This window comes from Streptomyces sp. LE64, from assembly GCF_052606915.1.
The window spans coordinates 277,799-302,433 of record NZ_CP199708.1; the positions used below are offsets into that span (position 1 = coordinate 277,799).

At 74.5% G+C, this 24,635-nt stretch carries 24 protein-coding genes; 8 read left to right on the plus strand and 16 right to left on the minus strand.

Going from position 1 to position 24,635, the window contains the following annotated elements:
• Positions 1 to 7: 7 nt before the first annotated feature.
• Positions 8 to 373, minus strand: coding sequence for a hypothetical protein (locus ACSMX9_RS01100; RefSeq protein ID WP_445399166.1), 366 nt, complete (start codon positions 371 to 373; stop codon positions 8 to 10).
• Between the two features lie 183 nt (positions 374 to 556).
• Between ACSMX9_RS01100 and ACSMX9_RS01105 the strand changes: the two genes are divergently transcribed.
• The gene (locus ACSMX9_RS01105; RefSeq protein ID WP_445399168.1) at positions 557 to 1,795 is read left to right on the plus strand and encodes a DUF4032 domain-containing protein; all 1,239 of its coding nucleotides are present in this window, start codon (positions 557 to 559) and stop codon (positions 1,793 to 1,795) included.
• Between the two features lie 19 nt (positions 1,796 to 1,814).
• Here the strand turns inward: ACSMX9_RS01105 and ACSMX9_RS01110 are convergent, their stop codons facing one another.
• Both ACSMX9_RS01110 and ACSMX9_RS01115 read right to left on the minus strand, forming a co-directional pair.
• Positions 1,815 to 2,339 carry a DinB family protein gene (locus tag ACSMX9_RS01110; protein ID WP_445399170.1) on the minus strand — a complete coding sequence of 175 codons (525 nt, stop codon included), beginning with the start codon at positions 2,337 to 2,339 and terminating at the stop codon, positions 1,815 to 1,817.
• 61 nt (positions 2,340 to 2,400) lie between these two features.
• Positions 2,401 to 2,892 carry a DUF5709 domain-containing protein gene (locus ACSMX9_RS01115; protein WP_351245940.1) on the minus strand — a complete coding sequence of 164 codons (492 nt, stop codon included), beginning with the start codon at positions 2,890 to 2,892 and terminating at the stop codon, positions 2,401 to 2,403.
• Positions 2,893 to 2,994: 102 nt separating this feature from the next.
• On the opposite strand from ACSMX9_RS01115, the gene ACSMX9_RS01120 reads away from it, so the two are divergent.
• The gene (locus tag ACSMX9_RS01120; protein ID WP_445399172.1) at positions 2,995 to 3,816 is read left to right on the plus strand and encodes a slipin family protein; all 822 of its coding nucleotides are present in this window, start codon (positions 2,995 to 2,997) and stop codon (positions 3,814 to 3,816) included.
• Here the strand turns inward: ACSMX9_RS01120 and ACSMX9_RS01125 are convergent.
• Positions 3,806 to 5,086: a cytochrome P450 gene (locus ACSMX9_RS01125; protein ID WP_445399173.1), complete on the minus strand. Its 1,281-nt coding sequence runs from the start codon at positions 5,084 to 5,086 to the stop codon at positions 3,806 to 3,808. The genes ACSMX9_RS01120 and ACSMX9_RS01125 overlap by 11 nt on opposite strands.
• 478 nt (positions 5,087 to 5,564) lie before the next feature.
• On the opposite strand from ACSMX9_RS01125, the gene ACSMX9_RS01130 reads away from it, so the two are divergent.
• Positions 5,565 to 6,986 carry a PP2C family protein-serine/threonine phosphatase gene (locus ACSMX9_RS01130; protein WP_445399175.1) on the plus strand — a complete coding sequence of 474 codons (1,422 nt, stop codon included), beginning with the start codon at positions 5,565 to 5,567 and terminating at the stop codon, positions 6,984 to 6,986.
• A 35-nt stretch (positions 6,987 to 7,021) separates the two neighbouring features.
• On the opposite strand, the gene ACSMX9_RS01135 is transcribed toward ACSMX9_RS01130, so the two are convergent.
• Positions 7,022 to 8,509, minus strand: a complete 1,488-nt coding sequence (locus ACSMX9_RS01135; RefSeq protein WP_445399177.1) for a DNA-binding protein NsdB — start codon at positions 8,507 to 8,509, stop codon at positions 7,022 to 7,024.
• A gap of 68 nt (positions 8,510 to 8,577) precedes the next feature.
• Positions 8,578 to 8,757, minus strand: a complete 180-nt coding sequence (locus tag ACSMX9_RS01140) for a hypothetical protein (RefSeq protein WP_445399179.1) — start codon at positions 8,755 to 8,757, stop codon at positions 8,578 to 8,580.
• Between ACSMX9_RS01140 and ACSMX9_RS01145 the strand changes: the two genes are divergently transcribed.
• Positions 8,756 to 9,940: an aminoglycoside phosphotransferase family protein gene (locus ACSMX9_RS01145; RefSeq protein ID WP_445399181.1), complete on the plus strand. Its 1,185-nt coding sequence runs from the start codon at positions 8,756 to 8,758 to the stop codon at positions 9,938 to 9,940. The two genes, ACSMX9_RS01140 and ACSMX9_RS01145, sit on opposite strands and share 2 nt — an antisense overlap.
• Positions 9,941 to 10,102: 162 nt before the next feature.
• Here the strand turns inward: ACSMX9_RS01145 and ACSMX9_RS01150 are convergent, their stop codons facing one another.
• Complete coding sequence (locus ACSMX9_RS01150; protein ID WP_351245928.1) at positions 10,103 to 10,603, minus strand: hypothetical protein; 501 nt, start codon at positions 10,601 to 10,603, stop codon at positions 10,103 to 10,105.
• A 65-nt stretch (positions 10,604 to 10,668) separates the two neighbouring features.
• The gene (locus ACSMX9_RS01155; RefSeq protein WP_445399183.1) at positions 10,669 to 11,298 is read right to left on the minus strand and encodes a CGNR zinc finger domain-containing protein; all 630 of its coding nucleotides are present in this window, start codon (positions 11,296 to 11,298) and stop codon (positions 10,669 to 10,671) included.
• A gap of 137 nt (positions 11,299 to 11,435) precedes the next feature.
• Here ACSMX9_RS01155 and ACSMX9_RS01160 point away from each other — a divergent pair, with 137 nt between their 5' ends.
• Together ACSMX9_RS01160 and ACSMX9_RS01165 are read left to right on the plus strand one after the other, a co-directional pair.
• Complete coding sequence (locus tag ACSMX9_RS01160) at positions 11,436 to 12,080, plus strand: pyridoxine/pyridoxamine 5'-phosphate oxidase (RefSeq protein ID WP_445399185.1); 645 nt, start codon at positions 11,436 to 11,438, stop codon at positions 12,078 to 12,080.
• A complete protein-coding gene (locus ACSMX9_RS01165; RefSeq protein ID WP_445402860.1) occupies positions 12,077 to 12,823 on the plus strand; it encodes a leucine-rich repeat domain-containing protein in 747 nt (248 codons plus the stop codon). The genes ACSMX9_RS01160 and ACSMX9_RS01165 overlap by 4 nt, the downstream gene beginning before the upstream one ends.
• A gap of 61 nt (positions 12,824 to 12,884) precedes the next feature.
• On the opposite strand, the gene ACSMX9_RS01170 is transcribed toward ACSMX9_RS01165, so the two are convergent.
• A complete protein-coding gene (locus tag ACSMX9_RS01170; RefSeq protein WP_445399187.1) occupies positions 12,885 to 13,790 on the minus strand; it encodes a universal stress protein in 906 nt (301 codons plus the stop codon).
• 356 nt (positions 13,791 to 14,146) lie between these two features.
• Here ACSMX9_RS01170 and ACSMX9_RS01175 point away from each other — a divergent pair, with 356 nt between their 5' ends.
• A complete protein-coding gene (locus ACSMX9_RS01175; RefSeq protein WP_445399189.1) occupies positions 14,147 to 15,976 on the plus strand; it encodes a serine hydrolase in 1,830 nt (609 codons plus the stop codon).
• A gap of 9 nt (positions 15,977 to 15,985) precedes the next feature.
• Here ACSMX9_RS01175 and ACSMX9_RS01180 read toward each other — a convergent pair whose 3' ends face one another.
• The 6 genes from ACSMX9_RS01180 to ACSMX9_RS01205 form a co-directional block, all read right to left on the minus strand.
• Positions 15,986 to 17,563, minus strand: coding sequence for a phytoene desaturase family protein (locus ACSMX9_RS01180; protein WP_445399191.1), 1,578 nt, complete (start codon positions 17,561 to 17,563; stop codon positions 15,986 to 15,988).
• A 65-nt stretch (positions 17,564 to 17,628) separates the two neighbouring features.
• Positions 17,629 to 19,866 carry a tetratricopeptide repeat protein gene (locus tag ACSMX9_RS01185; RefSeq protein ID WP_445399193.1) on the minus strand — a complete coding sequence of 746 codons (2,238 nt, stop codon included), beginning with the start codon at positions 19,864 to 19,866 and terminating at the stop codon, positions 17,629 to 17,631.
• A 133-nt stretch (positions 19,867 to 19,999) separates the two neighbouring features.
• On the minus strand, positions 20,000 to 20,767 hold the full coding sequence (locus ACSMX9_RS01190) for a glucose 1-dehydrogenase (RefSeq protein WP_445399195.1): 768 nt from the start codon (positions 20,765 to 20,767) through the stop codon (positions 20,000 to 20,002).
• Between the two features lie 83 nt (positions 20,768 to 20,850).
• Positions 20,851 to 21,699: a helix-turn-helix transcriptional regulator gene (locus ACSMX9_RS01195; RefSeq protein WP_445399197.1), complete on the minus strand. Its 849-nt coding sequence runs from the start codon at positions 21,697 to 21,699 to the stop codon at positions 20,851 to 20,853.
• 79 nt (positions 21,700 to 21,778) lie between these two features.
• Positions 21,779 to 22,504, minus strand: a complete 726-nt coding sequence (locus ACSMX9_RS01200) for a hypothetical protein (RefSeq protein WP_445399199.1) — start codon at positions 22,502 to 22,504, stop codon at positions 21,779 to 21,781.
• A 236-nt stretch (positions 22,505 to 22,740) separates the two neighbouring features.
• On the minus strand, positions 22,741 to 23,334 hold the full coding sequence (locus ACSMX9_RS01205; protein WP_445399201.1) for a rhodanese-like domain-containing protein: 594 nt from the start codon (positions 23,332 to 23,334) through the stop codon (positions 22,741 to 22,743).
• Between the two features lie 107 nt (positions 23,335 to 23,441).
• Here ACSMX9_RS01205 and ACSMX9_RS01210 point away from each other — a divergent pair, with 107 nt between their 5' ends.
• Positions 23,442 to 23,723, plus strand: a complete 282-nt coding sequence (locus ACSMX9_RS01210) for a metal-sensitive transcriptional regulator (RefSeq protein ID WP_351245907.1) — start codon at positions 23,442 to 23,444, stop codon at positions 23,721 to 23,723.
• 54 nt (positions 23,724 to 23,777) lie between these two features.
• Here ACSMX9_RS01210 and ACSMX9_RS01215 read toward each other — a convergent pair whose 3' ends face one another.
• The gene (locus ACSMX9_RS01215; protein ID WP_445399203.1) at positions 23,778 to 24,521 is read right to left on the minus strand and encodes a sulfite exporter TauE/SafE family protein; all 744 of its coding nucleotides are present in this window, start codon (positions 24,519 to 24,521) and stop codon (positions 23,778 to 23,780) included.
• Between the last annotated feature and the right edge of the window lie 114 nt (positions 24,522 to 24,635).

Sequence of the window (24,635 nt, forward strand, 5' to 3'; positions counted from 1 at the left end):
GACGCCGTCACGGCGCGGGCGGCGGTATCCGCCGGTAGGCGGTCCGCGCACTGGCCACCCGGGCCACCAGGGTGCCGGTGAGCGCCGCGCCCAGCAGCAGGGACATGCGCTGGAGGTCCACCGGGGCGCTCCAGGTCAGCACCCCGGCGGGCGGGATGCCGAAGGCGTTGAAGAACAGCCAGCACAGACAGGCGATGCCGGGGACGGCGCCCAGCCGGGCGCGGGCGCCGAGCGCCGCGGCCAGGACGGACAGCACGGCCAGGTGCACCAGGGGCTCGCCGGGGCCCAGCGCCTGGTTCACCCCGCCGACCAGCAGCCCCGAGCCGAGGACGGCGCCCGCCCACACCCGCGGGGTGGCCACGGGTTCGGGCACCGCTCTCGCTCCGGTACTCAGCAAACGCCACTGCACGTGTCCGCCCTCCTCGCCGTTCCCGTGGTCCGGTGCGCCGGTCGCACCCACCGGGTGGGGAGCCGCCGCTCCGGCCGGCCGTCGCCGGGCCCGTGACGGCGCGACCGGCCCGCCGTGGTGGGACCCCGGCCGGGTAGCTTACGGTCCATGGTTCTCCAGATCAGCGCCACCAACCCCGAGCACCCGGCCCTCCTGCTCGACCTGCCCTGGGACACTCCCCTGGAACACTGGCCCGAACACCATCTGGTGGCCCTCCCGCGCGGCATCTCCCGCCATGTGGTGCGCTACGCGCGCGCCGGTGACGAGGTGGTCGCCGTCAAGGAGTTGGCCGCCCGGCCGGCGCTGCGCGAGTACGAGCTGCTGCGCGTCCTGGACCGGATGGGGATACCGGGCGTCGACCCGCTCGCCGTGGTCACCGGGCGCACCGACACCGGGGGCGAGCCCCTGGAGCCGGTGTTGATCACCCGCCACCTGAAGGGCTCGCTCCCCTACCGGTCGATGTTCGAGACCACGATGCGGCCCTCCACCATGGGCCGGTTGATGGACGCCCTGGCCGTCCTGCTGGTGCGGCTGCACCTGGCCGGTTTCGCCTGGGGCGACTGCTCCCTGTCGAACACGCTGTTCCGGCGGGACGCGGGGGCCTTCGCCGCCTACCTGGTGGACGCGGAGACCGGGGAACTGCACGAGCGGCTGAGTAACGGGCAGCGCGACTACGACGTGGACCTGGCGCGGGTCAACATCGCCGGTGAGCTGATGGACCTGGAGGCGGCGGGGGCGCTGCACCCCTCGGTGGACCCGGTGGAGTTCGGCACCACGATCTGCGGGCGCTACCGGGAGCTGTGGACGGAGCTGACCCGGGAGTCGGTGTACCCGGTGGGCAAGCGCCACTACATCGACCGACGGATACGACGGCTCAACGACCTCGGGTTCGACGTGGCGGAGATGCAGATCAGCCAGGGGGACGAGGGGGACCGGGGGGACACGGTGACCTTCGTGCCGAAGGTGGTGGACGCCGGCCACCACCAGCGCCAACTGCTGCGACTGACCGGGATGGACACCGAGGAGAACCAGGCCCGCCGGCTGCTCAACGACCTGGAGGGCTGGATGGCGACCCAGGACGACTACGCGCCGGGCGACCCGCTCGGGGCCCGCCCCGAGGTGTTGGCCCACCGCTGGGTGCGCGAGGTGTTCCGTCCCACGGTGCGCTTGGTTCCGCTGGAGATCCGCAAGCAGGTGGACCCGGCGCAGATCTTCCACGAACTCCTGGAACGGCGACTGGATCTGTCGGAACGGGCGGAGCACGACGTGACGCTGGAGGCGGCGGCCGAGGAGTACGCGGCCGGGTGGCGCCCCCCGCTGTTGGTCCAGGGGGACGCCGTGGAGTGAGCCGGGCGGCGCGGGCCGCTCAGGCGGCCGCGCGGACCAACCGGGCCCGACCGATCTCGGCGACGTTCTTCATCAGCTCGGCGTTCGCCCAGGCCAGCAACTGGGCCCGGGGGCACGGGGGGCTTCCGGGGCCCAGGCCCGGTACCTCGGCGTCCAGGTCGGCGTCGGTGAGCGCGTCCAGTGCGGCGTTCCACTCGGTGTGCAGCCCGCGCAGCCACGCCACCGTCGAAGCGCCGTCGCCGGGCCAGGTGACCTCGGTCCGCTCGCGCGGAACCCGGCCCCGGACCTGGTCGAGGGCGGTCGACCACCACCAGCCGAGGTGCCAGCTGAGCCAGCCGATGGTGGGCACCGGCACCGGGTCCGGTTCGACGTCGGCCCAGTCCGGCACCCAGGTGCCGTCCGGGGCGGGGCGCACCGTCCAGACGTGGGAGGCGGCCGGCTCGGCGAGGAAGTCGGCTTCCTCCAGCCGGTCGAGGTGGTACTCGAAGAGCGACCAGGTGAGGTCGGACTGCCAGCGCAGCAAGGCGATTCGGGTCGAGGTCACCGCCCGACCCAAGCACGGGACGATCGGGGACGCCAATCGTTTTCCGGGCGCCCCCGGGCCGTCACCAGACGTCGCGCGCGGTGCGCTCGTCCTCCGGGTCGACCAGGTGGACGGCCGCCTCCTCCGCGGAGGCCGCCGCACCGTCGATGCCGACGTCGGAGGCGATCAGGTCGCCGACCGGGTTCTCGTGGGCGCCCTCGTCGGGGGCCACCAACCGGCCCGCCCGGACCCGGCCCACCTCCGCGTCCCGCGGTTCCCCGTCCGTGTCGGTCGTGTCGCCGACCCCGTCGCCCTCGGGCACCCGGACGTCCGGCAGTTCCTCGGCCAACCGCTGCTCCAGCGTCTCGCCGCGCAGCTGGTCGGTGAAGGTCAGGTCGTCCCGGTCCACCGCGTGCGGACGGTCCGGCGGCGAGTACCCGCGGTCGAGCGGATCGTCGACCCCGTCCCTGACGAGGGTGTCGGCCGCGTCGAGCAGCCCCTCGTCGTCCTGCACCTCGGAGCCGTCGGGCTGATAGACGTCGTCGCCCCGGCCGGTGTCGTGCTGGCGCTCCATGCATTCCATCGTCCACCCGCGTCACCGTTCCGCAAACCCGCGGCGATCGGGGGCGGGCATACCCTGGTACGAGGGGACGACGCGGACTCCTTGGGGGTCGTGATGGTCCAGGAACTGGTGGGAGCGGCCGTGGGGCTCGTCGGGGTCGCCGGGGTCTACGCGGCGACCGCGGCCAGGGTCGTCAAGCAGTACGAGCGGGGCGTGGTCCTGCGGCTGGGGCGGCTGTCCGGCGGGGTGCGCGGCCCCGGCTTCACCATGGTCGTCCCGGTGGTGGACCGGCTGCACAAGGTGAACATGCAGATCGTGACCATGCCGGTGCCCGCCCAGGAGGGCATCACCCGGGACAACGTCACCGTGCGGGTGGACGCGGTGGTGTACTTCCGCGTCGTGGACGCCGCCAACGCGATCATCCGGGTGGAGGACTACCGCTTCGCGGTCTCGCAGATGGCGCAGACCTCGCTGCGCTCGATCATCGGCAAGAGCGACCTCGACGACCTGCTGTCGAACCGGGAGAAGCTCAACCAGGGCCTGGAACTGATGATCGACAGCCCGGCCGTCGGCTGGGGCGTGCAGATCGACCGCGTCGAGATCAAGGACGTGTCCCTGCCCGAGACCATGAAGCGTTCCATGGCGCGCCAGGCGGAGGCCGACCGGGAACGGCGGGCCCGGGTGATCAACGCGGATGCGGAACTCCAGGCGTCCCGCAAGCTCGCCGAGGCGGCGGGGGTGATGTCGCAGCAGCCCGCGGCCTTGCAGTTGCGGCTGTTGCAGACGGTGGTCGCGGTCGCCGCCGAGAAGAACTCGACCCTGGTCCTGCCCTTCCCGGTGGAGTTGCTCCGCTTCCTGGAACGGGCCCAGCGCCCCGCCGACCCGCCGCCCTCGGGTGACGGCGGGACGGACGGGGAGGCTCCCGCTACCAGCTGACGGTCAGGGTGCGCGGCCCCCGGAGGAAGCCCTTGCTCTGGAACGGGACGTCCTCGGGGGCCACCGCCAGCCGCAGGTCCGGATAGCGGGTCAGCAGGGTGGAGAGCATCACCTCGGACTCCATCCTGGCCAGCATCGCGCCCATGCAGTGGTGCGGGCCGTGCCCGAAGGAGAGGTGCGCGGTGCCCAGGCGGTCGAAGTCGATCTCGTCGGGGGCGTCGAAGACCTCGGGGTCGCGGTTGGCGGCGAGGTAGGAGGCGTAGACGGCTTCGCCGGCCCGGATCTGGGCCCCGCCGACCCGGACGTCCTCGGTGGCGATCCGGGGCAGGCCCACTCCGTTGCGGTGCGGGATGTGCCGGATCAACTCGTCGACGGCCTGCGGCAGGAGCTCCGGACGGGCGCGCAGTCGGGCGGCGAGCGCGGGCTGGGTCAGCAGGACGTAGACCATGTTGGAGGTGTTGTAGCGGACCGCGTGGGCGCCGCTGACCAGGATGGCGGTGGCCATGGAGACCGCTTCGGCCTCGGTGATGTCCCCGGCTTCCATGCCTTCGGCGAGCGCTCCGGCGAGGTCCTCCGCCGGCTGTTCCAGGCGGGAGTGCAGCAGGTCCACGATGAAGGCCGTGACCTGTGCCTTGGCCTCGTTGCCGGCCTTCGGGGAGGTCATCGAGAGGATGACGTCCCCCCAGCCGATCAGCCCCTCGCGACCGTCGCGCTCGACGCCCAGCAGGTCGCAGACGACGGTGAGGGGCATCGGCGCGTGCAGATGGGCCACCAGGTCGGCCGGGGAGCCGCCGTCCTCCATCCGGTCGAGCAGGGTGTCGCAGGTCTGCTGGGCGAGGGGGCGCAAGCGTTTGACGGCCCGCCCGGTGAACGCCTTCTGCACGCTCTTGCGCAGCCGGCTGTGGTACGGCGGGTCCGCGTAGTTGAGGCCGGCGGTGGAGGCCACCCGGTGGCCCGACATGCCGGTGACGGTGGTCTCGGCGAGGGCGGCCCGGCTGAACCGAGGGTCGGAGGTGACGAACTTGACGTCCTCGTAGCGGGTGACGAGCCACGCCTCGTGGCGGTCGCCAGCGAAGGGCAGGGTGATCCGGGCGACCCGTTCCCCGTGCAGCACCTCGGTGAGCAGCGGGTCGAAGGTGAGCGCGGGCAGGTCGTCGACGGCCCAGTCGTGCACCGGGTGGTCCGCCGTGTCGATCGGAGGGGCCGGAGGGGCGGCGCTCGCCGACCCGGCGGAGGAGGCGGTCCCTGCGGTGCTGGGCCGGTAGGTCATCGTGCTCGTCTCCCGGTGGGTGGGGGCATCGGACGGGTGCCGGGCGGCCGGTGCGGCCCGGTCGTGTCGATGCCTTCCCGCACGGGAAGGGGGCCGACAACACCGGGGCGGATGCGACGCCTGAACGGAGGACGGCGGGCATTCACACCCGCACATTCCGTGAATGTGATCCTCGCCACACAAGAGGGGAGGATTCGTCGCACCCCGCCCAGCCGGGGACAAGGGCCGCGTTCCCGTCGACAGTAGGCGCTCACACGTTCGAACACCGCCTGTCACCAGGGGCGTACGGGGAGTGGGAGGCGGGGGCGACCCCGCGTCCGTCGCGGGAGCGGAGCCCTCCGGATCGCCATAGGCATATGCCAAACGCACCCCCCGCCCGGGTGTCGCCAAAGTCCTTACGGCGCCTGCCGCGCTGTGCGACAGTCGTACCCGGTCTTCCGCCCCGCCCCGGCCGTCCCGTTCCCTCACGGAGTACGTCATGCCCCACGTCTTCGCGGATCGCCCCGGTCACGCAACGGACCCGGCGCCGCGTGACCCGGTCGCCTCGCTGATCACCCAGGCCCGCCGACTGCGGGGGGAGGTGGACGCGGTGCGCCGCGGAACCCCCCGCACGGACGGCGACGCACGGGGCCGGTGGCAGCACGCCCTGTACGACCTGGCCCTGCACCACCTCAGCGACCTCGACGAACACCTCGCCCAACTCAACGAGGAGCCGCCGGACCCCGCTGACCTCCCCGAAGCCGCCCCCTTCGCCCCGCCCCTTGCACCGGGCCCGCGGCACGGCGGGGTCGGCAGCGCCGAATGGAACCTGCTCACCGACGAGGCGCACTGGTCCGCCGCCTGGTACGAGATCGTGGGGCTCGACCCCTCGACCCCTCCGCTGACCCTGGACGAGCTCCCCTCCCTGGTCCGCCCCGAGGACCATCCGCTGCTCACCACCATGGTCACCGGCTGTCTGATCGACGGCCGCCCCCTCGACGGCGAGTTCCGGATCCGTCGCCCGGACGGAACCGAGCGCACCGTCCACATGACCGGCGAGCCCGTCCTCGACGCCGACGGCAGCACCGCCGCCATGTGGGCGGTGCTGCACGACGTGACCGAACGCCGGCACAGCGAACGGGCGCTCCACGAGAGCCACGCGTCCTTCCGGCACGCCCACCACGTCGAGCGGGCCGCCCACCAGGTGGCCGTCGACCTCCAGGAGGCCGTGCTCCCCCCCTGGGGCGGGCCCCTGCGCCTGCCGCACCGGGGCCCGGGCGCCCTCGACCTCGCCGCGCACTACCTCCCCTCCGCCACCGGCACCCTGGTCGGCGGCGACTGGTACGACGCCCTGGAACTGCCGGACTCCGACGTCCTCCTGAGCATCGGCGACCTCACCGGTCACGGAGTCCCCGTCACCTCGGGCATGGCGCTGCTGCTCGGCGCGCTGCGGGCCACGGCCGTCTCCGGCACCGCGCCCGGACCCCTGCTGGGCGTGCTCAACCACCTCCTCGACGCCTCGGTCCAACCCGCGCTGGGCAGCACCGCGGTCTGTCGCTACCGTCCCGCGTCCCGGACCCTGACCTGGGCCCAGGCCGGGCATCCCGCGCCCCTGCTGTTCCGGGACGGAACGGGGCGCGTGCTGCCCCCGCCGGGCGGCGTGCTCCTCGGGGCCAGCAGCGGAGCCCGCTACGGCCAGAGCGAGGTGCCCCTGCACGCAGGTGACCTGCTGCTGCTGCACACCGACGGGCTGGTGCCCCGGCGCACCGGCCCCGCCGCCCATCGACGCCTGCTCGCCCTCGCCCCGCGGTTCGCGGCGGCCCGCAGCGCCCAGGAGTGCGTCCGCGCGGTGATCGAGGAGTTCGGGGACTGGGAACGCGAGGACGACGCCTGCGTACTGGTCGCACGGGTCGTCGACTGAGCACACCCACCGAACGGACGGGCGGATCCGGGGCCTCAGCGCGCGGCGGACCCGGTCCGCTTCTCCTTCGGGAGCGCCTGCTCGATGTCCTCGCGCAGTTCCCCGATCTGCGTGGAGCCCGCGTACCGGCTGGTCAGTCGGTACATCTCGCGGAGCCGGTCCCAGGTCCGGTGGGAGGAGTTGTCCCCCATGGAGGACAGCGCCAGCCGGGCGTACACGTCGGCCTGCTCCGGGTCCTCCGCGATGAAGCACGCCGAGGCCAGGGAGATGTGGTCGAAGATCTTCGACCGGTCGTGACCCTCCTTGCGCAGGTGGAGCGCCCGCTGGGCGTGCCGCCGGGCGGTGTGCGCGGCGGCCGGCTCGTGCTCGGCCAGGGTGCGGTAGGCGAGGGCCTGCATCCCGTGCAGGTCCGCCTCGTCGAACATCTGCATCCAGTTCGGCGGGGGGACGTCGCCCCGGTCGGAGACGAACAGGTCCTCCGCGTGCCCCAGGGTGCGGCGCATCGCCTGCCCGCGCCCCATCGACGCCTCCGCCCACGCCTCGATGGTGTAGAGCATCGCCCGGGTGCGGGGCAGGGTCTCGTCGCCGCAGCCCGACTGGGCGAGCTTCATCAGGTCCAGGGCGTCGTCGGGACGGCCCAGGTGGACCATCTGCCGCGCGGCCCGGGACAGGGCCTCGCTCGCCCGGGGGCGGTCGCCGCCCTCGCGGGCCGCGTGCGCGGCGATGACGAAGTACTTCTGGGCCGTGGGTTCCAGGCCCACGTCGTGGGACATCCACCCCGCGAGGACCGCGAGGTTGGCCGCCACGCCCCACAACCGGCTCTGGATGGGCTCGGGGTGACGGTACGACAGCATGCCGCCCACCTCGTTGAGTTGGCCCACCACGGCCTTGCGCTGGAGTCCGCCGCCCCGGGCGGCGTCCCACTTGCGGAACACGTCGACCGAGGTCTCCAGCCCCTCGACCTCCTGGATCCCGATGGGGGTGGCCTCGTAGCGGTCGGCCGCCACCGGGTCGGCGTGCAGCGGATCGAGCAGAACGGGGGCGTCGGCCGCGAGGGCCGTATCGGCGTGCAGCCAGTCGTGCAGGGCACTGCTGAGTGCGGAGCCGGCGGCGAGCGCAGCGCTCGCACCCATCAAGCCGCGTCGGTTGAGCATGAGGTCCATTCCCGTGAATTCGGTGAGGACCGCGGCCGTTCGACCGGGCGCCCACGTCACGCCGTGGAGGTGCGGGGCACCTCCGGAGGCGCGGCGTTTGCCGGAACGCCCGTGCCGCACCAGTCCGAGGTCCTCGATGGTCACGACACGACCGAGTCGCTCGGTGAACAGCGCCGCCAGCACCCTGGGCACCGGATCGCGCGGAATCTCCCCCGTGTCGATCCAACGCCGCACCCGCGAGGTGTCGGTGGCCAGCTGGGGATGCCCCATGGCTGCCGCCTGCCGGTTCACCGACCTCGCGAGCTCCCCCTTGGACCAGCCGGCCAGGCCGAACAGGTCCGCAAGGCGGGTGTTGGGTTGTCCGCTCACGTCAAGCCCCCAGGTTCTCGGCTGGGTTGACAGTATCGTCGGCAATCCGCGCGGCAGTTGCTGAGCGACTATTCGCCAGGGTTCGCCAGGGTCCGCCACATGGTGTGCCACCACGCCCGGGGTGTCAGGTAGGAAAGCGCCACTTCGGCCCGGCGACCGACGAGCACTCCCCAGGGTGCCCGTCCGTCCGTCGCCGGGTCGAGGGCGCAGGCCAACCGTCGGCACACGAAGGGATCTGTTTCGCCCATGTACGCAGCGTCGTCCTCCGTGTCCGCCCTGCCCCGGGTACAGCACACCCCCGTTCCCCGCGCCGTACCCGCCGCGGGCCGGACGAGCGAGGCACCCCCGCAGCCGGGCGGCGGACCCTATCTGGACCCCTCGCGCTCCGCGCTGGGGGGCCGGACACGGCGCGTACCGGGACTCGCGGGGCCGCTGGGCGGGCGGCTCGACCTGTCCGGCCCCCAGGGCACCCAGTTGCGCGCGGCCATCGCGTCGGTGCGCCGGGTCTGCCCCGAGTTCAGCCCGGTGCAGGTGTTGCGCCGCAGTGCGCGCTCCGTCCTCCTCATCGGTACGACCGGCCGGAGCACCGCGGTCGCCAAGTGCCGCCTCGACCGGACGATGGGCGGTGCGGAGCGGAGCAGGCACGAAATAGCTGCGTACCGCTCGTTCGTCCGGCACCGGCCGCCCGTGCGGGTGCCCAGGCTGATCGCAGCGGACCCGGACAACTGCACCCTGGTCATCGAGCGCCTGCCGGGACGGGCCGCCGCCCTGCAACGGCACCCGGTGGAATCACCACCCCGCCCCGACCTCCAGGCGGCCCTGGCGGCCGTGGGCCGACTGAACCGCTGGCAGCCCCCGGAGGGGGTCTTCGGTCGCCCCCTCGACTACGTCCAGCGCATCAACCGGTACCACGAGCTCGGCCTGCTGACGGACCGTGACCTGGGCGACCTCCAGAAGCTGTTGCACGGCATCGCCCAGGCAGCCCCCTCGACGCCGTCGGGCGGGCGGTCCGGGATGCTCCAGTTCTGCCACGGGGACGCCCTGCTGTCGAACATGCTGCTCTCGCCGGTCGGCCCGGTCCTGGTGGACTGGGAGCACGCGGGGTGGTACCTGCCCGGCTACGACCTGGCGACCTTGTGGGCGGTGCTCGGTGACGCGCAGGCGGCCCGCCGGCAGATCATCACCCTGGCCCACGCCGAGGGCACTGCGGCCAGGGACGCGTTCCTGGTGAACCTGATGCTCGTGCTGACGCGCGAGATCCGCCGGTACGAGACGGCGGTGCAGCGATCGATGCAGGACGGCCCCCCGCAAGCCCCGGTGCACCAGGGCGCGTTGGCGCCGGGCGAGGAGCAACGGCTCCTGCTGCGGCGGCTGCACGACGACTGCCAGTCGGCCCGTCGTGCGGTGCGGGCGGCCGTGGGCACCCGCTGAATCCACGGCCCCGACCACCGGACCGGCCCGAGGTCCGTGGAGCCACCCCGTTCACCGGGGGTGGCTCCACGGACCTCGGGTCCTCGTGCGGGCGGGCCCCTGCCCCTCGGGGCACGGAGAACCCCGCGGGGCACTCGGCCGCGCGGGGTCGGGGACGGTCGTTCAGCCCTGCTGGAAGAGTTCGGCGGGCAAGGGCTTGAGCAGGGCGTAGAGATCGTCGGTGATGGGGCGGTCCCAGGCCGCGATGGTGACCAGCACGCCGTCGTTGCGGTCGAACTGGACGCAGGAGATGCGGCTCTCGGAGAGCTTGAGACGACGCACGATCAGGAGGTTGTCACCCTGCATCACGGGGACGTCCTCGGTGCCCGTGACGGTGACCTCCTCCTCGTTCTCCAGCGCGATCAGCAGCTGCGCGACCTCGAAGGGCACCTGTCCCGGCGGCACCTCCCGGGCGGCGGAGCCTTCGGGAAGGTTGCCGATGATCATCGCGGGTCCGCGTCCGCCGAACAGGTCGTACCGCAGGAACACGCCCTGACAGCTGCCGTCGGGGGCCGGGAGCAGTCCGGCACCGAGGTTCCCGGGCCAGTCGCCCGGTTCCATGGCCAGAACGTCGAAGTCGGGGCCCGCAGGGGTCGCGGCGCTGCGGCGGCGGAGGAAGGACATGAGGACATGGTACGTGTCGCGGGCCGGATTCCGCCGTGGGGTTGGAGAGGCCCACGGACCCGTTCTCACGGCGTCGCGCGCCGCCGTTCGTGGTGTCGGGCGACCCTGGCGCGATTGCCGCAGGAGGGCGTGCACCAGCCCTGACGGGGATGCTCCTTGAGGAAGTAGCGCACGCACCGGGGGCCGGGGCAGACGCGCAGGCGCTCCGCGTCCGGGCCCGTCAGGAAGGCGCCGGCGGCACCGGCGAGGGAAGTCATCAGCAGGTCACCCGCGACGGCCCGGGCGGCGGGGGCGGCGTCCAGCGCGGGCGCGGCCCCTTCGGGCCAGGCCAGCACGGGCACCACGGGCACCCGGCGGGCCGCGGCGTTCAGCACCGCGAGGGCCTGGGGAACGGTCGGGAGGCGGTGGGCGTCGGCGCGGCTCGGCGGGGCCGGACGCACCGCCCGGGCGAACAGCGCGCGAACGGCGGACCGCAGCGACCGGACCTCCTGGAGATTGGCTGGATCTGCTGTGTAGCGGACGGCGTCGAGACCGTTGGCGAAGACGGTGGAGCGCTGCCGGACCCATGCGGTGAGGTCCGCGGGAACGGTCAGGTCGTCGGCGACCCCGCCGCGCCCGTCGTGACGCAGGGTGAGCGCCAGGTCGAGGGTGAGCACGGCGTGGCCGCGGGACGGGGCGGATGCTGCGGCGACCATGGCCCCAGCGTAGCTGCCTAATGGTAGATTCAGCGTCAACCATTAGCAACGGTGAGTGACCGATCAGGGGGCCTGCGGTGGACCGACCGGCACCGGGAACGACCGACCTCCCACCCGTCGGAGGCGGGGCGGAGGGAATGCGCCCGTTCCTGCGGGGACTGGAGGTGTTCGCCGGCGAACTGCCCGACTTCGATCCTTCGACGGCACCGGACACGCCCGCCGAACTGTTCGTGCGGTGGCTGCGGCACGCCGTGCGAGCGGGGGTTCGCGAACCCCACGCCATGACCGTGTCGACGGTGGACGCCCAGGGCGATCCGGCGGCCCGGGTGCTGATCCTCAAGGACGTGGACCAGGACGGGTGGCGGTTCGCCTCGGACGCGCACGGCGAGAAGGGCCGTCACCTCGCGGAGCACCCCTACGCCGCCCTGACCTTCTACTGGTCGGCCCTCGCCCGGCAGGTGCGGGTACGCGGCCCGGTGGTCCGGGAGGACCCGGAACGGGCCGCCGCCGACTTCCTGGCCCGCAGCCCCGGAGCACGGGCCGAGACGCTCCTGGGCAAACAGTCCCGGCCCCTGGCCGACCTCGCCGAACGGGACCGCGCCGTGGCGCGGGCCCTGGCCCTGCTCGAACGGGACCCGGAGCGCGTCGCGCCCGGCTGGACCCTGCACGCCGTGCGGCCCGAGGCCGTGGAGTTCTGGCAGGGCGATGCGACCCGACGGCACACCCGGCTGCGGTACGTGCGCACCCCCGAGGGCTGGCGCACGGAGTTGCTGTGGCCGTGACCGTCGGCGACGGGCCGCGTGAGGACCCCGAGGCCCTCGACTACTGGCGGCAGCAGCGCGGCGGGGTGCCCGACGAGGTCTGGGCGCACCCGCGGCTGCGGATGCTGGTCCTCGCCGAGAACGCCCTGACCTCCGTGCCCGACCGGATCGGCACCCTGCGCCACCTCCACACCCTGGACCTGGGGCACAACCGGCTCACCGCGCTCCCCGCCGCCCTGGGCGCGTTGACGGGCCTGGACCGGTGCCTCTACCTGCACGACAACCGGTTGGCCTCGCTCCCCGACGCGCTGGGCCGGCTCCACCGGCTCCGCTACCTGAACGTGGGCGAGAACCGGCTGACCGCGCTGCCCGCCGCCCTCGGGGGCTTGGCCGCGCTGACGGAGTTGCGGGCCCAGTACAACGGGCTCACCGCGCTCCCCGACGCCTTGGGCGCGCTGCGTTCCCTGCGGGAACTGTGGCTCCGGGGGAACCGGCTGGGGCGACTGCCGTCCTCGTTCACCGGTCTGACCCGACTGCGGGAGGTGGAGCTCCGGGAGAACGCCCTGGACTCCGTGCCGACGGCCCTGCGGGGGCTGCCCGCGCTGCGCCGCCTGGACCTGCGCGGGAACGCGCTGCGGTCGCTGCCCGACTGGTTGGCCGAACTCCCGGCGCTGGAGAAGCTGGACCTGCGGTGGAACCCGGTCGAGGTGCCGGCAGCCCTGCTGCGCGCCCTGACCGAGCGGGGCTGCGTGGTGCTGCACTGACGGGAGGCGGCCGGTCGGTCCGGGCACTCGGACCGACCGGCCGCCCCGGGCTCGGGGGGGGTCAGCCCTCGGTGCCCTCCTCCGGCGGGACGACCGCGACCGGGCTCGCCGCGTGGAGCAGCACCGCCTGGGTGACCGAGCCGAGCAGCCGGGCCGGCTTCAGCAGCCGGCGCCGGTGGCGGCCCACCACGATCAGCTCCGCGTCCTTGGAGGCACCGACGATGTGGCCGGCCGCGTCACCCGGCGCGGCGATCACGGCCACCCGCACGTCCGGGAACTCCTCCCGGTGGGGGGCGACGATGTCGCGGACCAGGGCGACGGTCTCGTCCTGCGCGGCCTGCTGGTCGGACTGCGAGGGGACGAAGCCGCCGGCCGCCGTCCACACGTACTCGGGCCAGGGGAAGGCGGACACCACGTCCAGCCGGGCGCCCATCCGGTCGGCGGCGGCGAAGGCGAAGGCGAGGGTGTGCGCGTCGGGCACCTCGGCGGACGCACCCACGACCACCCGCGGGCCGGGCTCGACCTCGGTGGCGTTCTGCACCTCGCGGCCCTCCACCGGGACGATCACCACCGGGCAGGAGGCGTCACGGGCCGCGGCCATGCCGTTGGAACCCAGCAGCAGACTGGCGAAGCCGCCCCGGCCCCGCGAACCGAGCACGATCAGCTGGGCGGAGTCACCGAGCCCGGGGATGACGGAGGCCGGGGCGCCCTCGTAGTCCACGTACTCGACGGTCGGCGTCCCCGACCGGTCGGCCAGCCGGTTGCGGACCTGGGTGAGCACGGGGTCGACCGCGGGCTCGGGCTCCCCGGAGAGCAGGACCTCGGGCTGGTTGGTGGGTGCGTACTGGCGGACGTGGACGACGCGCAGACTGGTGTCGCGCCGCTCGGCCTCCGCCAACGCCCAGTCAAGGGCGCGCAGGCTGCTGTCCGATCCGTCCACCGCGGCGATGACGGGCAGGGTGCTCATGTGTTCCTCGTCTCCGGCGTCTGCGTCGACACGTGGTCACGGGCCGGGGCCGCGTCACCGTCGTGATCGACTGTTCTGCTGCCACCCTGTCGCACCGGGCGGGTGCAGGACAGGGCCGAAGGTCACGTGTCATGAAGAATCACCGGAACCCCCCGGGGCCGTCGGGCCCGGTGCGAGGACGACCCGTCAGGTCCCCTCGGATCGACGCGGCAGGCGGTCAGCCCGGTGCCGCTCCCCGGGTGACGGATCCGGTCGCCGCACCGCGGGCGGTGTTGACACCGCACGGGGCCCGACCACACCCTCGGGCTCGTCCGCCGACGTCCGGACGCACCCCGCCCCGCCCTGGAGGTCCGCCCATGCCCCCCACCGCCCCGGCCGACCCGCCCGAGCCGGTGGCCGCACCCGTCGCGGCCCCCGGGGTGACCCGACGTGCCCTCGGCGCGCGCACCCTGGCCCTGGGCGGGGCCCTGGCGCTGGTGCCCCTGGCGGCGGGCGTCTCCGGGGCGGCGCCGGGGCGCGGCAGCCGCGACGGCGCCCCGAGGCTGCGCCGGGGCAGCGCCCGGCGGGCCGGACTGCTCGCCCCGCACCTGGAACGTCTGGTCACCGACGCGGAGCGGTTCCTGCACCCCTCCCCCACCCGTCCCTGGTACGCGGGCGCCGTCCTCCTGGCCGGGCGCGGCGACACCGTGGCGCTGCACCGGCCGATCGGGACGGCGGTGCGCTACGCGGGGTACGACGAGCGCACCGACCGCGGGGTGGAGTTCCCGCCGGCGCAGCAGATCCCGATGGCCGAGGACACCGTCTTCGACCTCGCGTCGGTGTCCAAGCTGTTCACCTCGCTGCTGGCGGTGCAGCAGTGCGAGCGCGGGGCGTTGGCGTTGGAGGAGACGGTCGCCACCCGGCTGCCGGAGTTCGCGGCGGCCGGGAAGCAGGACATCACGGTGCGCCAGTTGCTCACCCACACCTCCGGGCTGCGGTCCTGGCTGCCGCTGTACGCCGAGCCCACCCGGCAGGCGCGGCTCGACCGACTGTGGCAGGAGGCGCCGCAGCACCCGCCGGGCACCGGGTACCTCTACTCGGACCTCAATCTGATCGCCCTCCAACTCCTGTTGGAACGGCTCACCGGACGGTCCCTGGACGCACTGCTGCACGAGGAGGTCACCGGACCGCTGGGGATGCGGGGGACCCGCTTCAACCCGCCCGCCTCGTGGCGGCCCCGGATCGCCGCCACCGAGGACGCCCGTCCCCCCTGGTCCGGGCTGGAGCGAGGGCTGGTGTGGGGGGAGGTCCACGACGAGAACGCCCACGCCTTCGGCGGGGTCGCCGGCCACGCGGGGGTGTTCTCGTGCGCCTGGGACCTCGCGGTGCTGGCGCGGACGCTGCTGAACGGCGGCGCCTACGGGCGGACCCGCATCCTGCGGCCGGAGTCCGTGGACCTGATGTTCACCGACGCCAACTCCGCCTTCCCGGGGGACGAGCACGGCCTCGGGTTCGAGCTGTACCAGCACTGGTACATGGGGGCGATGGCCACTCCGCGCACCGCGGGCCACACCGGGTTCACCGGTACCTCCCTGGTCCTCGACCCGAGCACCGACACCTTCCTGGTGCTCCTCGCCAACTCCGTGCATCCGGTGCGCAGCTGGCGATCCGGTTCGGCGCCGCGGGTGGCGGCCGCCGACCACCTGGCCCGGGCCGTCCCGGTGCGCCCGCCGCGGGGACGGCGCACCGCGTGGTTCGGCGGGACGGCGCACGCGACGACGGCGACCTTGGCGCTGCCCGTGCTGGCCCTCACCGGCGAGCGCCCGAGGCTGCGGTGCGCCCTGTGGTGGGACACCGAGCCCGGCGCCGACGGCCTGTGCCTGGAGGCGTCCACCGAGGGGGACGGCGCGTGGCGGCCGGTGCCGCTGCGCACCGCGCGGCCGGGCGCGCCCCCCGTGGAGCACCCGGACGGGACGGTGAGCGGCTGGTCCGGTCGGGTCTGGCACCGGGCGGAGGCCGACCTCTCCCCGTGGCGGGGCGAGGCGGTGCGGCTGCGCTGGCGCTACGGCACGGACCGGAGGTACCTGGGGCGGGGGGTGTACGTGGCGGGGCTGCGGGTGGACGACGGGCGGCGGGTCTTCGACGACCGCCGTCCGGCCGACGGGGCGGCCCTCGTCGCGGTGGGGTGGGTCCGTTCGGCCGACTGAGGCCGCCGGTCAGCGGCCGGGAGCCGACTCCAGCACGGCCATGGCCGCGTTGTGGCCCGGGACCCCGCTGACCCCGCCGCCGCGCACCGCTCCGGCCCCGCACAGCAGGACGTTCGGGTGGGCGGTGGCCACGCCCCACCGGGCGGCGGCGCTCCCCGGGGCCGTTCCGTCGTCGAGGTGGGGGAAGGCGAGGTCCCCGTGGAAGATGTGGCCGCCGGGCAGGCGCAGTTCACGGTCCAGGTCGAGGGGGGTGCGGACCTCGATGCAGGGCCGTCCCTCGGCGTCCTCGGCCAGGCAGTCGGCGAGCGGTTCGGCGAGGTGCTCGTCCACGGCGGCCAGGGTGGCGGCGAGGAGCCGCTCGCGGACCGCGGTCGTGCCGTCGAAGAGCCGGGCGGGCGCGTGCAGGCCGAACAGGGTCAGCGTCTGGTAGCCGCGGCGCACCAGTTCGGGCGCGAGGACGGTGGGATCGGTGAGGGAGTGGCAGTACATCTCGGACGGCGGCGTCGTGGGCGGGGTGCCGGCCGCCGCCTCGGTGTACGCGGTGGCCAGCGCGCGGTAGCCCTCGGCGACGTGGAAGGTGCCGGCGAACGCCTCGCGCGGGTCGACCGACCGGTCGCGCAGTGCCGGCAGCCGCCGCAGCAGCATGTTGACCTTGAGCTGGGAGCCCTCGGCGGCGGGCGGGGCGCCCTCGTCGAGGAGGGCGGCCAGTTCCCGGGGGGCGGCGTTGACCAGGACGTGCCGGGCGTCCACCCGGCCCTCGGCCGCGTCGGTGCGGAACGCGACCTCGGCGGTGCGTCCGTCCGTCGCGATCCGGGTGACCTCGTGACCGGTGGCGATCTCGGCGCCGGCCGCGCGGGCGGTGTGCGCCAGCGCGTCGGTGACGGTGCCCATGCCGCCCACGGGCACGTTCCAGTCGCCGGTGCCGCCACCGATGACGTGGTAGAGGAAGCAGCGGTTCTGGCGCAGCGAGGGGTCGTGGGCGTCGGTGAAGGTGCCGATCAAGGCGTCCGTGAGCAGCACTCCGCGCACCAGGTCGTCCCGGAACCGTTCTTCGAGGGCGATCCCGAGGGGTTCCTCGAACAGCGAACGCCAGGCGGTGTCGTCGGCGATCCGTGCCCGCAGCACGTCCCGGGTGGGCAGGGGCTCGGTGAGGGTGGGGAAGACCCTCCGGGCGACGCGCCCGGTCAGGGCGGCGAACTCCTGCCAGGCGGTGTGCTCGCGGTCGTCGTCGGTCAGCCGGGCGAAGGAGGCCCGGGTGCGGGCCGGGTCCCCGCCGACGAGGAGGCCGGTGGGCCGGCCGCCGCGCACGGTCGGGGTGTACGAGGACACCGACCTCTTCCGCACCGCGAACCGCAGGCCGAGGTCGGCGGCGATCCGCGGCGGAAACAGGCTCACCAGGTAGGCGTAGCGGGACAGCCGCGCGTCCACGCCGGGGAAGGGACGGGTCGACACGGCCGCTCCCCCGGTGCGGGCCAGCCGTTCCAGCACCAGGACGCGCCGGCCCGCCCGGGCCAGGTAGGCGGCGGCGGTGAGGCCGTTGTGCCCACCGCCGACGATCACGACGTCGTAGTCGGGTTCCGCGGGCATGGGCCCTTGGTAGCACGGCCGCACCGGCGGGGCCAGTGCGCACCGGGTGGGGCCGCGCGTCGCCGTCAGGGCCCGGCGGCGCCCTGGCGCAGGGCGGCGACCTGCCGGTACAGCTCCACCGCCTCGGTGCCCCGCCCCAGTTGCTCCAGGCAGTGCGCCTCGTCGTTGCGGCTGGCGAGGGTGTCGGGATGGTCGGCGCCCAGCACCCGGGCCCGGGCTTCGGCCACCGTGTGGTACTCGGCCATGGCCTCCTCCCAGTGCCCCAACCAGCCCAGTCCCACGGCCACCTCCCGGCGGCTGGCCAGGGTGTCGGGGTGGTCGCCGCCGAGGGCGTGCTCCCGGATGGTGCACACCTCGCGGGCCTCGCCGAGGGCCTCCTCCCAACGGCCGAGCCGGCCCAGGTTGACTCCGAGCCCGTGCCGGGCCCGCAGGGTCTCCGGGTGGGTGGCGCCCTGCACCCGGGTCCGGTCGGCGATCAGTTCCTTGTACAGCTCCAGGGCCTCGGTGCTGTGGCCGAGGCGGCCCAGGCTGATGCCGACCTCGTAGCGGGCGGCGAGGGTGTCGGGGTGGTCGGCGCCCAGGGAACGGGCCCGGGCCCGGGCCACCTCCCGGTAGGTGTCGAGGGCCTCCGTCCACCGACCCAACTGGCCCAGCGCGTAGGCGACTTCGTAGCGGGTCACCAGGGTGTCCGGGTGGTCGGCCCCCAGCACCCGGGTGCGGGCCTCGGCCACCTGGCCGGCCATCGTGTGGGAGTCCTCCAGGCGTCCGAGTCGGCTGAGGTTGAAGGCGAGGTTGTGTCGGCAGCGCAGGGTGTCGGGATGGTCGGCGCCCATGGTGCGCTCGCGCGCGTCGAGGACGGCCGTGTACACCTGGTGGGCGTCGAAGTGTCGGCCGAGTTGCCCGAGGACGTAGGCCGTCTCCTGGCGGGCGGCGAGGGTGTCGGGGTGGTCGGCGCCCAGGACCCGTTCCCGTCCCCGGGTGACCCGCTCGTACTCGCGCAGGGCGTCCGGGGCGCGGCCGGTGCGGCTGAGGGTGAACGCGACCTCGTACCGGCTGGCCAGGGTGTCCGGGTGGTCGGGGCCCAGGGCGTGTTCCCGTTCGGCGGCCACCGAGCGGTGTACCTCCCCCGCCTCGGCCCAGCGGCCGAGCCTGCCGAGGCTCAGCCCCGCGTTGTGCCGGGACACCAGGACTGCCACGGTCTCCGGGGCGGGCGCGGGACGTTCCGGAACGGGGACGGCCCGGGTGCGGCCGGTCGGCGGGCGGGCGATCCACTCGGCGGTCAGTCCGGCGGGCGGGGTCGGGGGCGCTGGGCGGGGAACGCCGGCGGCGGCCATCCGACCGAAGGTCATGCCGCTGGTCCACGAGGGCAGCGGGCCGGAGCGGTCGGGCTGCGGACGGTGCCCCTCGGAAGCCGGGGCGGGGCACGAGGTCACCGGGTGGCGGACGGGGCCGCGGCCGTCGAGGAGCCGGTGCGCGAGTTCCCGGGCGTCGCGGGGGCGGGCACCGGGCTCCTTGGCCAGCAGGTCGAGGACGATCGACTCGAAGTGGGCGGGCAGTTCGGCGCGGTGTCTGCGGGGCGGTTCGGGCTGGGTGTCGCGGTGCCCGATGAGCACCGCCCAGGCGTCGTCGTGGTCGAACGGCGGGGCGCCGGTGGCGATCTCGTAGAGCACGCAGCCGAGGGAGTACAGGTCGCTGCGCCGGTCGACCTCGGAGCCGACGATCTGCTCCGGCGACATGTAGTGGGGCGTGCCCATGGCGATGCCGGTGTGGGTCAGGCGCGAGGTGCGTCCGGTCCCGTGGCCCTGGCCGAACCGGGCGATGCCGAAGTCGCAGATCTTCACCGTGCCGTCGGCCGTGCGCATGATGTTCGCGGGCTTCAGGTCCCGGTGCACGATGCCCTGTTCGTGGGTGTAGGCGAGGGCCGAGGCCACCTGTTCGGCGATGTCGAGGACCTCGTCGACGGGCAGCGGGTGCGGTCCGTGGTCCGCCAGGAGCTGACTGAGGTTGCGGCCTTCCAGGAGTTCCATCACCAGGAACAGCGAACCGTCCCACTCGCCGAAGTCGTGGACGACGGTCACGCCCCGGTGCTGGAGTCCCGCCGCCACCCGGGCCTCGCGCCGGAACCTCTCCCTGAGCACCCGCGCGTGGGCCGGGTCGTGGTGCGGGCCGAGCGTCTTGAGGCACTTCACGGCCACGGCCCGGCCCAGGGACTCGTCCCTGGCCCGCCACACCTCGCCCATGCCGCCCCGTCCGATCACGTCGACCAGTCGGTAGCGGCCCTGGATCACCCTGGTGTCGGTCATCTCCCGTCGTCGCCCCCGTCGTCTCACCGTCAGCGCCTGCTGGCCCGTCCAGTATGGCGACCCCGACTGGTGCCTGGGTACGGGGCGGGCCGTCGGGCGGCGACGGAACGGGAGGTGAGGAGCGGTCGCGGGGTCAGAGCGCGGCGGGGACGGCGGCCACCAGACCGCCGTCGACGAGCAGGTCCTGACCGTTGACGTAGGCGGCGCGGTCGGAGGCGAGGAAGGCGACGACCTCGGCCACGTCCTCGGCGGTGCCGATGCGGCGGGCGGCGATCTGCGCGGTCACGGCGGCCTCCGTGGCGGGGTCGACCTCCTGACGGTACATCGGCGTGTCGATGTAGCCGGGGCTCACCGTGTTCACCCGGATGCCGCGCGGGCCCAGTTCGGCGGCGAGGGTGCGGGCCAGGCTCTGCACCGCGGCCTTGGTCGCCGAGTACAGCGAGCCGTTGGGCAGCCCGCGGTGGGCGGTCCAGGAGGCGTTGATCACCACCGAGGATCCCGCGCCGAGCAGGGGGAGGGCCCGCTGGACGGTGAAGAAGACGCCCTTCAGGTTGGTTCCGACGACCCGGTCGAACTCGTCCTCGGTGACCTCGGCGGCGGGCTGGAAGGAGGCGACCCCGGCATTGGCGAACAGGACGTCGAGGCTGCCGTGGTGGTCGCGTATCCGGTCGGCGAGGGTCTGGGTGCCGGGGATGTCGGAGGCGTCCTGGCGAACGGTCAGGACCCGGTCGCCGGCGGCCAACCGGTCTGCGGCGGCGTCCAGTCGGGCCTGGTCGCGTCCGGTCAGGACGACCCGGGCCCCCTCGTCCAGCAGACGGCGGGCGACGGCGAAGCCCATGCCGCTGGCGCCTCCGGTGATGAGTGCGGTCTTGTTCTCGAAACGGGCGGTGTCGGTGGTCATGCGCCCAGCTTCGGGCCGGCCGGGCGGGGCCGGCAGTGCGGGACGAACCTGGTACCGGCACCACCACCTTGGGGCGGAGTTCGTCAGTGCGCCCGCGCGGACCGGGCGGCGGCCAGGGCGTCGAGCTTGGCGGCGGTGCCGCTGCCGGGCTGCGGGTTCTGCAGTTCCAGGCGGTGGCCGGGCCACTCGGCGAGGGCGAGGACGGTGGTGTCGAAGACCATGCGGCCCAGTTCCGGGTGGTGTATCGCCTTGACCGCCTGGGTCACCTCGGCCACGTCGTGCCGCGCCCACAGGGCGGCGAACTCGGCGCTCGACGCGTTGAGTTCGTCGACGATCCGACCGAACTCCGGGTCGCCGGGGTGGCGTGCGCAGTCGGCGCGGAAGGCCGCGACGACCTCGGGGGCGATCCGTTCCCAGTCGGTGTGCGCGGACCGGTAGCGGCGGTTGGTGAAGAAGGTGAACAGACAGTTGTGGTCGGTCGTGTCGTACCCGAAGACCTCCCGGGCCGAGTCGTTGACCACCACCAGGTTCCAGTGCCGGTCCCGCAGGATCGCCGGGCGGGGTGCCCAGGCGTCGATCAGCCCCTGCAACTGGGGGGTGACCTCGGTGCGCACCGGCCCGGCGGCCGGCGGGTTCAGCCCGGCCAGCAGGTACAGGTGGACGCGTTCCGGTCCGCTGAGCCGCAGGGTGCGGGCGACGGCGTCCAGCACCTCGGCGGAGGCGTTGATGTCGCGGCCCTGTTCCAACCAGGTGTACCAGGACACCCCGACGCCGGCCAGGATCGCCACCTCCTCCCGGCGCAGGCCCGGAGTGCGCCGGCGCTCCCCGGGCGGCAGGCCCACGTCCTCGGGGGTCAGCCGCGCCCGACGGGTGCGGAGGAAGTCCCGGAGTTGGGCCCGGCGACCGTGGGGGGATCGCGTCTCGCTCACCATGCGCCCACGGTAGCAACGCCGGGCGGCCGTCCCCGCTGGTCGGAGGGGGTGCGCCGACACGGTCGGCGGGGCCGGCAGCTCAGGCGCGCCCCTGGGCCGCCGGGCGCACGGTGAGGGTGTCCGCTCCCCAGCGCACCTGGCGGTGGCACACCAGTCCGTGGCGGGCCAGGTGGGGGGCGAGGCGTGCCACCCGGGCGCGCAGGGCGCGCAGGCTCATCGGGCGGGCGGCGTCCCCGAGCAGCCAGCGCATGTCGTGACAGCAGAGCGGGGAGCGCACGGCCAGCAGGATGCCCAGCAACAGGGACTGGCTGCGGTAGGGCCGGAGGGGTTCGCGTCGCCCGGGGCCGGGGGCGGGCCCCCTCCGCAGCCAGCGCAGATCGGCTTCGATCCGGGCGGCGAGCGCGCTCTCGGCGCTGTTGCGCCGAAGGACGTTCACGGCGCCGGCCGAGAGCAGTGCGGCGTGGTCGACCCGGTGTGCGGTGGCCACGGCGACCGGGGCGAGCAGCCGCAAGGACCTGATCCGTTGGACGAGTTCGGCGCCGGACTCGGGGTGCGGCACGTCCAGCAGGGCGAGCACCCCGGGGGCGCGTCGCAGGTGCTCGTAGCCGCGGTGGTCGCCCCAGCGGCGGACGAGGTACCGGGGCGGGCCCGCACGGTGCAGCCGGCCGGCCCAGGCGAGGCTGGCGTCGACGTCCGGGGAGACGATGACCACGCCGGGGCCGGCGGTGGGGCGGTAGGGCCGGGGCGGCGGACCGGGCCGGGGCGGCGGGGTGGCGGGGCGACGGGGCGGGTCGATGGTCAGCAAGGCGTCCTCCGTGGGGCTCCGCGCGGGACCGGGTGCCCGGGCCGCCGGGGACGCCCGCCGCCCGGGAGCGCCTACCCCGTGTCAGCTACCCACCCCAGGGCCCGTCATGCCCGGCGGGCACCGGTCGACGCGCGTCCGGGAGGGCGAACGCACCGGGGCCGGGGACCGCGGGGCGCCACCGCGCCCCAGGGCCGGCGCCGGGAATCCGGCGGGCCCGGGGGCGCGGTGGCGGGCCGCTACTCGACCGGCGCGCCGGGGGCGCGCAGTGCGTCGCGGGCGGTGTTCAGGTCGCAGGCGCGGGCGCGGTTGTGCGGCAGTCGGGACAGCACCTGCGCCATTCCGCAGGTGTTGGTGACCGCCGAGAACACCAGTCCGCCGGCTATGCCCGCGGAGACCCAGCGGGCGCCGCCCCAGCGGCGGCCGGCGAGCAGCCCGGCGAGGACCATCGAGCCCGCGGCGAGGCGGACCTGGCGCTCCATCGCCCAGACCGCCCGGCCGCCCTCGGGGCGGTCGAGCGCGTATCCGAGGCGCGCCCACTCGGTGGTGCCCCCGGTGAGGGTCGCGGCGCCGAGGCCCTCGGCGGCCAGGGTGGCGCACGCCTGCGCGGAGCGGTTGCCGGAGGCGCACACGATCAGCAGGTCGCCGCGGTCGGCGGCGGCCTTGAGGTCCGGCAGCGCGGCGCGGAGGTCGTCCAGCGGGATGTTCAGGGCCTGCGGGAGGTGGCCGGAGGCGTACTCCCCCGGGGTCCGGACGTCGATCACGGTGAGCGTGTCGATCCGTCGGGCGACCTGGTCGGGGGTGAGTGCGGAGGTGATGGGGGTTGCCGTCACGGTGTCGTGCCTTCTTCCTGTGCTGGGTGGTGCGGTGAACGGGTGTTTCCGGTGCGCCGCGCCCCTCCGATAGAATACCCGTAGGGGTATAGAGAACGGAGAGTGTCGTGGAGCTGGCTTTGGCGGCCGAGGAACTGAAGACCGTGGTCAACCGACTGCGCCGGGCGCAGGGTCAGATCACGGGAGTGATCAAGATGATCGAGGAGGGCCGGGACTGCGCCGATGTGGTCACCCAGCTCGCCGCGGCCTCCCGGGCCCTGGACCGGGCCGGTTTCGCGATCATCGCGACGGGCCTGGAGCGCTGTCTGACCGACGAGGACATGTCCGAGCCGGAGGACCGGGACCGGATGCGGGCCCGCCTGGAGAAGCTCTTCCTCTCCCTGGCCTGACCGCCGGACCGCCCGGCCCCGCCGCGGGCCGGGCGCGGTGCTCCGACCGCGCCCTCATCGGAGCGCGTCCACAAGCATCACCAGGGCCACCGTCAGCAGGACGCCGGCGAACACCCGGCGGACCACCGCGTCCGGGAGCTTCGCCCCCAGGCGCTTGCCGTCCCAGGCGCCCAGGATCGCCGCGGCGGCGAAGGGCCCGACGACCGCCCAGTCGACCGCGCCCGCGGCGCCCCCGCGGGCGGCCAGGGCGACCAGCGAGTTCGTCGAGACGACCAACAGGCTGGTGGCCACCGCCGCCCGGAGCTCGAAGGCCAGCACTCCCACCAGCGCCGGTACGGCGAGGAACCCGCCGCCCACACCGAGCAGCCCGGTCAGCGCCCCCAGTCCGGCGCCCGCCGCCGCGGCCCGGCCCGGCCGCACGGCGTCCGTCCCGGTCGGGGTGGCGGGGCGCAGCATCCGTACCGCGGCCACGGCCGCGACCAGCGCGAAGGCGGCGGTCAGCAGGGCCGCGGGCAGCCGGGTCGCCAGGATGCCGGCGACCGCTGCGGGGAGCAGTCCGGCCGCGGCGAAGAGGAGTCCCGCGCGCCAGCGGACGGCGCCGGTCCGGGCGTGGGCGTACAGGGCCGTCAGCGAGGTGAGGGAGACCACCAGCAGGCTCGCGGTGGTCGCCTCGGCGGGGGTGAACCCGAGGAGGTAGATCAGTGCGGGGACGGCGATGATCGCGCCCCCGGCGCCCAGGGCGCCGAGCGTGAGCCCCACGGCGCCGCCGGCGGCCAGGGCGAGGAGCAGTTCGTTCATGACGGCCCGCCCCCGTGGACGGCGGCGGCCGCCGCGGCGCGGGGCCCTTGGGGTCGACAGGGGGGACACATGGTGCGCTCCGGATGGTGCTGGTGGTACGGGCAGTGCGGTGGT

Excerpts from the sequence above, each read along its gene's own strand:
- ACSMX9_RS01150 (WP_351245928.1), bottom strand. The coding sequence starts at position 10,603 with ATGTCCTTCCTCCGCCGCCGCAGCGCCGCGACCCCTGCGGGCCCCGAC.
- ACSMX9_RS01125 (WP_445399173.1), bottom strand. The coding sequence starts at position 5,086 with ATGACCTACCGGCCCAGCACCGCAGGGACCGCCTCCTCCGCCGGGTCG.
- ACSMX9_RS01170 (WP_445399187.1), bottom strand. The coding sequence starts at position 13,790 with ATGAGCACCCTGCCCGTCATCGCCGCGGTGGACGGATCGGACAGCAGC.
- ACSMX9_RS01195 (WP_445399197.1), bottom strand. The coding sequence starts at position 21,699 with ATGGTGAGCGAGACGCGATCCCCCCACGGTCGCCGGGCCCAACTCCGG.
- ACSMX9_RS01180 (WP_445399191.1), bottom strand. The coding sequence starts at position 17,563 with ATGCCCGCGGAACCCGACTACGACGTCGTGATCGTCGGCGGTGGGCAC.
- ACSMX9_RS01160 (WP_445399185.1), top strand. The coding sequence starts at position 11,436 with ATGCGCCCGTTCCTGCGGGGACTGGAGGTGTTCGCCGGCGAACTGCCC.
- ACSMX9_RS01190 (WP_445399195.1), bottom strand. The coding sequence starts at position 20,767 with ATGACCACCGACACCGCCCGTTTCGAGAACAAGACCGCACTCATCACC.
- ACSMX9_RS01115 (WP_351245940.1), bottom strand. The coding sequence starts at position 2,892 with ATGGAGCGCCAGCACGACACCGGCCGGGGCGACGACGTCTATCAGCCC.
- ACSMX9_RS01130 (WP_445399175.1), top strand. The coding sequence starts at position 5,565 with ATGCCCCACGTCTTCGCGGATCGCCCCGGTCACGCAACGGACCCGGCG.
- ACSMX9_RS01185 (WP_445399193.1), bottom strand. The coding sequence starts at position 19,866 with ATGACCGACACCAGGGTGATCCAGGGCCGCTACCGACTGGTCGACGTG.
- ACSMX9_RS01120 (WP_445399172.1), top strand. The coding sequence starts at position 2,995 with ATGGTCCAGGAACTGGTGGGAGCGGCCGTGGGGCTCGTCGGGGTCGCC.
- ACSMX9_RS01215 (WP_445399203.1), bottom strand. The coding sequence starts at position 24,521 with ATGAACGAACTGCTCCTCGCCCTGGCCGCCGGCGGCGCCGTGGGGCTC.
- ACSMX9_RS01105 (WP_445399168.1), top strand. The coding sequence starts at position 557 with ATGGTTCTCCAGATCAGCGCCACCAACCCCGAGCACCCGGCCCTCCTG.
- ACSMX9_RS01140 (WP_445399179.1), bottom strand. The coding sequence starts at position 8,757 with ATGGGCGAAACAGATCCCTTCGTGTGCCGACGGTTGGCCTGCGCCCTC.
- ACSMX9_RS01145 (WP_445399181.1), top strand. The coding sequence starts at position 8,756 with ATGTACGCAGCGTCGTCCTCCGTGTCCGCCCTGCCCCGGGTACAGCAC.
- ACSMX9_RS01155 (WP_445399183.1), bottom strand. The coding sequence starts at position 11,298 with ATGGTCGCCGCAGCATCCGCCCCGTCCCGCGGCCACGCCGTGCTCACC.
- ACSMX9_RS01175 (WP_445399189.1), top strand. The coding sequence starts at position 14,147 with ATGCCCCCCACCGCCCCGGCCGACCCGCCCGAGCCGGTGGCCGCACCC.